General features: G+C 49.0%; 6 protein-coding genes. 3 read left to right on the forward strand and 3 right to left on the reverse strand.

Annotated features, from left to right (window positions below; genetic code table 11):
- Positions 1-175: 175 nt before the first annotated feature.
- On the forward strand, positions 176-2,503 hold the full coding sequence (locus tag AC58UW_RS28800) for a helix-turn-helix domain-containing protein (RefSeq protein WP_497423994.1): 2,328 nt from the start codon (positions 176-178) through the stop codon (positions 2,501-2,503).
- Between the two features lie 424 nt (positions 2,504-2,927).
- Here AC58UW_RS28800 and AC58UW_RS28805 read toward each other — a convergent pair whose 3' ends face one another.
- From AC58UW_RS28805 to AC58UW_RS28815, 3 genes are read right to left on the reverse strand one after another with little or no spacing between them, the layout of a single operon-like run.
- Entirely contained in the window at positions 2,928-3,944 is a 1,017-nt protein-coding gene (locus tag AC58UW_RS28805; protein ID WP_497423995.1) for a glycoside hydrolase family 130 protein, read from the reverse strand.
- A gap of 42 nt (positions 3,945-3,986) precedes the next feature.
- On the reverse strand, positions 3,987-4,904 hold the full coding sequence (locus AC58UW_RS28810; RefSeq protein ID WP_497423996.1) for a carbohydrate ABC transporter permease: 918 nt from the start codon (positions 4,902-4,904) through the stop codon (positions 3,987-3,989).
- 24 nt (positions 4,905-4,928) lie between these two features.
- Positions 4,929-5,873, reverse strand: a complete 945-nt coding sequence (locus AC58UW_RS28815; RefSeq protein ID WP_497424004.1) for an ABC transporter permease — start codon at positions 5,871-5,873, stop codon at positions 4,929-4,931.
- 384 nt (positions 5,874-6,257) lie between these two features.
- On the opposite strand from AC58UW_RS28815, the gene AC58UW_RS28820 reads away from it, so the two are divergent.
- Positions 6,258-9,014 (forward strand): alpha-mannosidase, encoded by a 2,757-nt coding sequence (locus AC58UW_RS28820; RefSeq protein ID WP_497423997.1) that lies wholly within the window; start codon positions 6,258-6,260, stop codon positions 9,012-9,014.
- A 34-nt stretch (positions 9,015-9,048) separates the two neighbouring features.
- A complete protein-coding gene (locus AC58UW_RS28825) occupies positions 9,049-10,329 on the forward strand; it encodes a glycoside hydrolase family 125 protein (RefSeq protein WP_497423998.1) in 1,281 nt (426 codons plus the stop codon).
- Positions 10,330-10,982: the final 653 nt, after the last annotated feature.

The raw sequence follows: 10,982 nt of genomic DNA on the forward strand, positions 1-10,982 counted from the left end.
CTTGCCTATAAGGAAAAACTTGTCTTGGCAAATCCGTCAAAAGCCTATATCCTACTAAAAAGGCCGTCTCTCCTTCCTTTACACCAGATTATTTTTCAGCCATAATGAAGAGATGCATACTATTAAAAACCTCTAGTTTATCTATGTTAGCCTAGAATGGAGAGGAAGCGCATTCATGTCGAAATCATCCCTTAAGTCATCCGTTGTGTCCAGCTTCCGAATGTCTTGGAACAGCTTCAAGTCGAGGCTTCTTCTTAAATATGCGTTATCCTATATTTTAATGTTCCTCATTCCCTTAACTGGCGTTACGATTTTCATCTATGAAAACGCAATCAATGATTTGCGTAGAGAAATTGAACAGACAAACGTAAACCAACTCATTCAAGTCAAATTATCGATAGACGAACGAATGAGTGAACTGCAACAAATTACAAGCCGCATTGCTTATGACAAGCAGCTCTCCTCCTACATGGTGCATCATCCGTACTATGAGTTGGAAGCGATCGACGCCTTGGGGAATTATAAAGTGAACAGCAGCATTCTGGAAGATTTGCTTCTATACTTTCATAATGATGAGAATATTTATTCCTATCGCGGATTAACGAATGTGCATGTAGCATTCGGAGATTTGTACCACTACAGCAACTGGACCAGTGACCAAATCTATATCGATCTGAACAAAATTAAGCAGCCGATGATTCGTCCGGCAGAGAATGTAACCGTTAACTCGCGTAATGATTCCATGCTGACCATGCTTTTCCCAATCAAGCCGAACGATCTCTACCCCACGGCCACTGTCGTTTATATGGTGGATGAGACGAAGCTGACCGGCGTTATGGACACTATACTCAGCAACTTTACTGGTAGCAGCTACATTTTCAATCAAAATGGACAGCTCCTTACCTCCAATAACCATGGAAACGCTCTTCCGGGGAATGTAGTGGGATCCTTAGCCTCTCTAGAACCCGGCATACATAGCATGAAGCTCGACGGCGTAGAACACTCCGTAGTTTCGGTAAGGTCCAAGGAGAACAATTGGAATTATGTAACTGCGATCCCAAGCCATCAATTTTTCAGCAAAGTGGTCCACATCCAGACCTTATTTCTCCTAGTATTCTGTATCACGGTCTTATTCGGCATCATCGTAGCCATGATCCTAGCTAAGCGGCAATATCACCCGATCAGGGATTTGATCGAATTTACGAAGCTAAAGAGTTCCAATTACGACATGACGACGCGAAATGAATGGGACTGGATCAAGCAAACGATCCATGATTACAGCGCCCGCATCGATACCCAGGAGCCATTCGTCCGTAACCAGTGTTTATTGCTACTGTTCAAACACGGCAAGCCGGATGATCCGGAAATTGAGCGCATGGTGGCGAGCGCCGGGCTGGAATACCCGCATGGACAAGCATTATACGTCTCCCTCATCCTCGCCTGGGATGACAACCTCGAAGGCGGGGAGTCCTCGAACATTCGGCAGCATCTGCAGGAGATGTTTAACGAATTGGAGTTTCCGAGTCTTCAAGCCCGCGTTTACGGCGTAGAATTCTCGACGAAGGACCAGTTGGCTCTGCTCGTCTCCGTTCCAGCGGATGCTCATGAACCAGCCCAGAAGCGGATTGAGGATGTTGTCGAAGCGATCAAAGTCATGATCAGCAACAACTTTCAGATTATGCCATATATCGGTGTCGGAATACCCTATCCGGACCTCGCCTCGATCAACCAATCGTTTATCGAAGCGGCCACGGCGATAGATAACCGGATTCTGGGGTCTAACGGTCGGGTGACTTACTTCGAGCAGTTGCAGGACATGATTGCATCGACTTCTTCCGAAGCCTACTGGCTACCGAAGAAGTCGATGCTCAAGCTGGAGCAAAGCTTAAAGCAGGGTAACGAAACGGTAGCCAATCAAGTGATCGTTGATCTGATCGCCGAGATCAAGGAAGCCGCTGTCCCTGCCGCATTACTGCGCTGCATCTGCTTCGATTTATTGAACTCATTGCTGAGAACAGCCCATGAGCTGGGGGTCAGCGAAGTGTTCGCCGGCATTCACAGCTTCTCCGTTTTCGAAACGCTGGAGGAGCTTGAGGATCGATTAACCTCCCTAGCAGTCAGCATCTGCCAGCAGGTCGAACGGAATACGGAAACGGAACAGCCTTCTTTAATTGAAGATATCGTCGCCTATGTGGATCAGAAGTTCGCCGACTACACCCTTAGTCTCGAGCATGTGGCTCTGAAATATTCCATCTCGATCTCCTACCTGAGCCGCAGCTTCAAAGAGAAAATAGGTCATAACTTTACGCAATATATTTGGCAAAGAAGAATGGAAGAAGTCATTCGGCTGTTGGTCAATACAACCGCTCCGCTGAAGGACATTATTGAACAGGTCGGCTACTTGGACGCTCCGAATTTTATCCGCAAATTCAAGAAAGAAACAGGCTATACACCGGGACAATACCGCAAACTATACGCCTCTTCCAAAAAAGAGCAGGAATAACCTGCGTCTAGCGTAAGAAAACAAGAGGCTGTCCCTAATCTCATTAAATGACCGAGGGCAGCTTTACTTTTGAAGTTTTATGGGCTGCCTTCTCAAATTAACGGGAAATACTACCGCTATTTATTGGAGTAACGCAGCTAAAACATGAATAACTGGAATTTCTCCTGTTAATGGGACGACTGAGCTAGGGAGGGACGGCATTCGTGGCTAATTAAAGGTATTTTTTCCAGTTAATTAGCGACATAAGCCAAGATTTGCTTGAAATAACGGGAGGATTTCCCGTTACATGTTAAATCGCGGAAAGAGTGGATAGAAAAACCAAGGAACTAAGCGAGAACAGGCTGCTTAGCTCCTTGGTTTTTTACTGCGGGAATTCCAAAGGTTACTTTTTGGGAAACTATCTTTTGGGGGTTGACCTATCCATTTATTGAGGTTCGTTAAGAATGTAGTCCACCAGCTCATCCAGAGGCACCGTAGCCAAGGCGATAGCCGTGTCTGTCACTCCGTAGTAAATGTAGAGTAACCCGTCTTTCACGACGTTACCTGTAGGGAAAATAACGTTCGGAATTTGGTAGCCGAATTTCTCATAGTACGTTTCCGGCTCCATGATGAAGTTATGCGTACGGGCAATAACCTTCTCCGGGTTTTCCAGGTCCAGCAGCAGCGCTCCCATCCGATATACAATCTCGTCATCCACACCGTGGTAGAGTACCAGCCAGCCCTTATCCGTTCTTACCGGCGGCGTGGAGCCTCCGATTTTCCGCGATTCCCAAGCTGGATTCTCGCCTTTGGCCAGCAGTTTCGGCTCTTCCCAGTGAATCAAGTCATCCGAATACGTAATCCACATGGCAGCCTTTTCGGTGCCGTATTCTTGCCCTACGTATTCCTCAGGACGGCGCAGCATTACGAACTTGCCGTTAATTTTCTCCGGGAACAAAATGTTGTCGCGATCATTGATCTCCAGTGGCGTCGTATCCGCCACAAACTCCCAATCGATCAGATTGGTCGACTTGGCGATCGAAGAGCGCGTCCGCCAATGGACTTCCTGCTCGCCCCAACCATCCGGATACGTCGGGAAAGCTCTCTCCGGAACACCCCGGTTTGTCGGATAGTAGTTCATCGCACACGGACGCAGCGCGTAGTTCATGTAGAACGTGCCGTCTATTTTGACAACACGCGGGTCCTGTACGCTTCCGTAAGGGAACCCGAGCTCATCAGGTGTCAGAACAGGCTCATCCTTCACATGAGTGAAATTCACGCCGTCCTCGCTTTCCAGAAGTCCAAGGAAGTTTTTGCATGGCGTTAAGGAGCCAGCCGTACGCTCAATCATGTAGAACTTGTCATTGTCAATAATTACAGCCGGATTGAACACCGTAACTTTGCGCCATTCATAGCCTCCCGGAACGACAATCGGGTTATTGGGATGTCTTGTAATTTTCATACTTATTGCCTCCTAAATTAGATGGATATACGGTAACTGCAACTAGCCTTTGACGGAACCGATCATGACACCTTGTACGAAATAGCGCTGCAAGAACGGATACACCACGACAATTGGCAAGGTGGACACGATGATGACCACATATTTCACAAGTGCGGCAATCTCTGCCTTGTTATTCATCGCGATGGCCGCATCTCCACTGATCGCAGCGCCAGTAGTCTCAGCCGTCATTTCTTGCAGGACGAGAATTTGGCGCAGCACCATTTGCAGCGGATATTTCGACTCGTCATTCAGGTAAATCAATGCTGGGAAATAACTGTTCCAATGGCTCACGCCATAAAATAAGGCCATCACCGCAATAATTGGCGCGGATAATGGAATAATGATAAGACCGAACAGCTTAAAGTTCGTGCAGCCATCCATATAGGCAGCCTCATGAAGCTCCTTGGGAATGCTGGACTCGAAAAACGTGCGAGCGACGATGATATTCCACACCGAGGCCGCTACTGGCAATATGAGTGCTCCGATAGAGTTCATCAATCCCAGGTTTTTCACCAGCAAATAGGTAGGAATGAGACCGCCATTGAAGAACATCGTGACCAGGAACATACCCATGAAAAACTTGCGGCCAACGAAGTCAGTTCGACTAAGCGCATAGGCGGCTGGCAGCGTAACCACAAGGTTGAGCAAAGTACCGATAAAGGTGTACAGAAGTGTATTGCCATAGCCATTCCAAATCTTCATATTGTCGAACACAAGCCCATATCCTTTGAAATTAAGCCCTTTGGGAAACAGCCACATCTCACCGGTGCTTACATACTTGGGATCGCTCATCGAGGCGCTGATAATATACACCACGGGGTATAACACCACGATCAAAGCTAAGCTTAAAAACACATAGTTCATAATTAGAAAAATCCGGTCACCCTTCGTCTCTTTCACTGCAGTGGCAACAGCCATAGATTACTCCTCCCTTCTTCTTGTCTACCACAAGCTCGTTTGACTTGTGCGCTTGGCAATTTTGTTGACGCTAATCAGCAAAATAGCGTTGACCAGCGAGTTGAACAGGCCTACGGCTGTCGAGAAGCTGTATTGCGCGCTGACAAGCCCCGTACGATAGACAAATGTAGAAATCACGTCGGACGAATTTATGTTCAGCGGATTTTGCAGCAGCAAGACTTTCTCATAACCCACGCCCAGAATATTGCCCACATTCAGAATCAATAAAATGGTAATCGTCGGCACAATTGTCGGAAGGTTAATATGGATAACTCGTTTGAAACGGCTCGCTCCATCCACGATGGCCGCCTCATGCAGCTGCGGGTCTACACCGGACAGGGCCGCCAGATAGATAATAGTCCCCCAACCTGTGTTCTGCCAAACACCCGAAAAGACGTATACGGTCTTGAACCAGCTCGGGTCCGTCAAGAAAGCCGGTGCATGGATACCTAACAGCTCCATCAACTTCACGATAATTCCGCTTGATGGAGACAAGAAGGTAATGACCATCCCTGCCATGACGACCACAGAAATAAAATGCGGTGCATACGTAATCGTTTGCACGCTTTTCTTGAAAAAACCATTCCGCACTTCATTAAAAGCTAGCGCCAATATAATGGGAAGCGGAAAACCGATTGCAAGCTCATAAAGGCTAAGGCTAAATGTATTCCACAATAAATCCCAGAAGTAGTAGGAATGAAAAAACCGCTCAAAATGTGCGAATCCTACCCAGTCACTCCCAAAGATCCCCTTGGATGGCGTGAAATTTTTAAAGGCAATCTGAATTCCGTACATCGGTCCGTATTGAAAGATCAGGAAATACAAAAAGGCCGGGGCGATAAATAAGTACAGTTCCCAGTTTTTCTTCATTCTCGAACGCAGTGAACCGCTGCTTGATACCTTGGTGTTTCTTGCTGTCTGCCCACTCATTGTACTCATTTCCTCCATCCTCTCCTTTCTCTGCTTGTTGGTTGCTGCTAACGCTTTCATTCGTCTTCTAAAGTGTAGAAAAAAACGAGGGCTTTCGTAAATATGTGAAATCTGCATTGTCATTCTTCAGGGCTTCAACGCCTTGATAGTCAAGGAGTTATCAACTCTGACTCCCTAACAGCGAACGACTTTGACTCGTAGTCAAGGCAAATCGAATGGTCATTTTCCCGAGTCATTCTATGTCGTTTTTCTCGCGCTTCTCCATGTGCAAATCATACATATTGTCATTCACAACGATCTGTGTGAATCTGTCTAACGAAGTTAACTAGGAATAGCTGATCTTTTGTCACCATTTCTACTTCATAAAAAGGAGGCTTTTATTCGATGACTAGAAAAGCAGCTCATTTAATCTCACACAGTCACTGGGATCGAGAATGGTATATGCCATATGAACGTCATCACTATCTACTGACCGAACTGATGAACGATCTGCTATACACGCTGGAGCATGACCCTGAGTACCTTTATTTCCATCTGGACGGACAAACCATTATTATCGAGGACTATTTGCAGGTTCATCCTGAAAAAAGGGAGCAGTTGGAAGCCTACATTAAGTCAGGCCGCATCATTATTGGACCTTGGTATGTCCTGCAGGATGAATTCCTGACCAGCTCGGAAGCGAATGTCCGTAATCTGCTAATTGGGCATCAGGATGCTGCGAAGTACGGCGTCATCTCCAAGTTAGGGTACTTCCCTGATTCTTTTGGCAACATGGGGCAGGCACCACAATTGTTGAAGCAAGCTGACATTGATACGGCTGTGTTCGGACGCGGTGTGAAACCAACCGGTTTCGACAATGTCGTCATCGATACGAACGGTTCTGGTTATGAATCACCCTATTCGGAGATGTATTGGTCAGCCCCGGACGGTTCCAAGGTAATCGGAATCCTGTTCGCCAACTGGTACAGCAACGGGAACGAGGTTCCGGTCGAAGCCGAAGCAGCCAAGGCATTCTGGGACAAGCGTCTAGGCGATGCACAGAAGTATGCGTCCACGTCGGAGCTGCTGTTCATGAACGGCTGTGACCATCAGCCGATCCAGCGCGATCTAAGCGAAGCTATCGGCACCGCTAAAGCGCTCTACCCCGATGTGGATTTCATCCATTCCAGCTTCGAGCAGTATATCGATGCGCTCAAAAATCAGTTGCCTGATGACCTCGTGACCATCCAGGGCGAGCTGCGCAGCCAGCACACGGATGGCTGGGGCACGCTGGTCAATACGGCGTCCGCCCGAGTCTATCTCAAGCAGCTGAACCAGCTCGGTCAGACACTGCTAGAGAAGGGCGCTGAGCCTCTGGCAACACTCGCCCATCTGGCGAGCGGCAAAGCCTACCCGCATCAGCTGCTCACCCATGCTTGGAAGACACTGATGCAGAACCACCCGCATGACAGTATATGCGGATGCAGTGTGGACGAGGTTCACCGTGAGATGGTCACGCGCTTTGACAAGAGCCGGCACTTGACCGAGACGATTATCGACGAAAGTTTACAGGCTCTAGCTGGACAAATCGACACAGCAAGCATAGCTTCCTGGCCGAAAGACAGTCTGCCTGTCACGATCTACAACATGACGGGCTGGGAGCGTACAGGCACTGTCCGTATCGAGCTCATCGTCGCCAAATCTTATTTCAAAGAAGGCCCAAACCCGCTAGCCATTGCAGAGAGGCTGTCCCAAATGCCATTGTACTTGGACAATGGCCTGCTGTTAGACGACCAAGGCCAGGCCATCTCAGCCAAGGCTGAAGATCTAGGTGTACACTTCGGCTACGAATTGCCGAAGGACAAATTCCGGCAGCCTTATATGGCGCGCAGAATCGCCCTGACCTTCGAAGCGCAGCAGGTTCCGGCGCTGGGCTTCAAGACGTGGGCCTGGGTTAGCGAACCTTCAGCGCCAGTAGAGGCTCCGTTCAGTCCGCTAATCGTGACGGGCTCCGGCATGGCCAACGCGCATATAGCGGTTAACATCCACGCAGACGGCTCCTACGATATTACCGACAAGGAGACAGGCCATACCTACGAAGGTATGGGCGTGTATGAGAATTGTGGCGATCTAGGCAACGAGTATGTCTTTCGGCAGCCTGATGGCGATGTTGCCTTGACGACCAAAGGTCTCCCAGCTCAAGTGAAGCTGATAGAAGATGAGCCTTACCGGGTGACATATGAGATCAAACATACTTGGCTCATCCCAGCCTCCGCTTCGGAGCTGTTCGAAGAAGAGAAGCGGAAAATGGTTCCTTTCCGCAAGCGTACGGCTTCGCGCTCAAGAAAACTGGTGCCGTTCGAGTTGACCACCCGCATCAGCCTCGAGCAGTCCGGCAAAGGCGTGCAGGTATCGGCGTCTTTCACGAACCAAGCCAAAGACCACCGTCTGCGGGTCCTGTTCCCTACCGGGCTGACAGCGTCGACGCATCTGGCCGATTCGATTTTCGAAGCTGCTGAGCGTGATACGACACCAGCCAAGGAGTGGATCAATCCGAGCAATGCACAACATCAACAGGCTTTCGTCAGCGTATCGGATGGCACACAAGGCTTGATGATCGCGAACAAAGGGCTGAACGAATACGAGGTCTTGCAAGATGGCAAGAACACAATTGCAGTTACGTTGCTCCGCAGCGTATCGGAGTTGGGAGATTGGGGCGTATTCCCGACACCGGAAGCGCAATGTCTTGGCGATCATACCGTCGAGTTCGCGATTTATCCGCATACTGGCACAGCGATCCAATCCGGCACATTCGCCTCGGCGTACCAATTCCAATCACCGTGGTTCCACACGACTACGGTGGGGCAGCAACAAGGCGCGCTACCGACAACCTATCAAGCGCTGGCATGGAGTGGTCCATCCCTCGCTCTGTCAGCATTCAAGATGTCCATGGACCATGACGATGTCATTGTCCGATTGTACAATCTCGCTCACGAGGCTGAGCAGGTGACGCTGAAGCCTTCCTTCCCGGTCGGTTCGGCCTATCAGAGCGACATTCTGGAACGCCGGCACGATCAGGCTGAGCTCGCAGACGGGCTAATCCGGTCCACGGCAGGCAAGTGTGAGATTATCACCTACGCTTTTCAGCTCAAGCCGTATTAAAAGTACCCTATACCACAGGAGGAATACATCCATCATGAATTTACCTGCTTCCATTACCGAATTTCTGAACGAAGCCGAGCACAAGCTGGCACACAACCCGAAGCTGCAAAAGCTTTTCAGAAACTGCTTCCCGAACACGCTGGAAACAACGACAAAGCTGCTTGACGACGGCACCACCTTCGTATTCACTGGAGATATTCCAGCTATGTGGCTGCGCGACTCCACGGAGCAAGTTCGTCATTACATCCCTTTCGCGAAGCAGGATAAGGACCTGCAGCGCATCATCAGCGGGCTAATCGCGCGTCAGATGTTCTATATCAACATTGACCCTTACACCAATGCTTTCAACGAAACGGCAAGCGATAGGCACTACCGTGACACAGATGATTGCGACCTGAATCCGTGGATGTGGGAGCGGAAGTATGAGATCGACTCTCTCTGCTTCCCTGTACAGCTGCTGTACTCTTATTGGAAGGAAACGGGGATTACCGACATCTTCACCCATTCGGTTTATCAGGCGTTGACTTCCATCGTGAACGTTCTGATCACCGAACAGCATCATGACCAAAAGTCACTGTACCATTTTACTCGCCAAACAAAGCAGCATACGGAAACACTCCAAAACAACGGACGTGGTCTTCCGTCCAACTACACCGGTATGACATGGTCCGCATTCCGTCCAAGCGACGATGCCAACCTGTACGGCTACAACATTCCCGGCAACATGTTTGCCGTCGTGATCCTCGGTCACATCAACGAGATAGCAACGGACATTTACCACGATACGCGACTCGCCGCACGCGCTGAGAAGCTGCGCAAGGAGATCGACTTTGGCATTCAAACCTACGGCATCGTCGACCATCCGAAATACGGCAAAATTTATGCCTACGAAACGGACGGTTACGGCAATTACTGCCTGATGGACGATGCCGGCACACCAGGCTTGATCACGATCCCTTACATCGGCTACACGGGCATCGACGATCCGATCTACCAGAATACGCGTAAGTTTGCGCTTAGCTTCGATAATCCGTATTATTTCGAAGGCAAATACGCCAAAGGCATCGGCAGCCCGCATACGCCGGGCGGCTACGTCTGGCATATGGCCTTGTCCGTGCAAGCGTTGACTTCCAACAACGACGACGAGATCAAGGAGCTAATCCAGACACTGATCGATACAGATGCGGATACCGGCTACATGCACGAAGGGTTCCATCCAGATGATCCTTCCAACTTCTCAAGACCATGGTTCGCTTGGTCCAACAGCCTGTTTGCCTCCCTGATTTGCAAGGCTATGGACGAAGGGCTCGTCTAACCACTTTTCAATGAAAAACTCCCCGTTAGCCTTTCATTACCGGCTGCGGGGAGTTTTCATTTGCTCTGGCTGGGCCAATAAGCATCCTGCAGGAGCTTGCGAATGCTCTAATGATTCCATGTACCCTTGAGCGTGCATCGACCTCCTCTGGGCATTCTACCGCCTCCTATGCTCCTACATATCTCATACTCATACTCATACTCATACTCATACTCATACTCATACTCATACTCATACTCATACTCATACTCAGGCTCATACTCATCCCTTGGCCACGCTCACTCACCTGCACAAGTTCCCACATTCACATCTGAATAACGCATGTGCGCCAACCCATCAAACTATTCACCATACAGATAACTCCGCCGCACAAACCAATAACAAATTTCATTAACAAGCTGCGGAAATACCGACACGCCAAAGCCGCAAAGGCTTTACTTTAAGGAACTGAGGTCCCCTATTTAGCGAAAAATGAACGATTTCCCCCCTGAGCAGAACTACAGGGTCTTATTTGACCGCCATCCTGTTTAGCCCCCTAATTAAATTGGAGAGTACCTAGGGAAATAAGGTACTATTAAATAAAGGGGGCTGAACGGAATGAGACAACGAAACAACGCATTCAAAGATGTTCGTAACAAAGTGGCGCAAGAAGC

The organism is Paenibacillus sp. J22R160 (assembly GCF_059692135.1).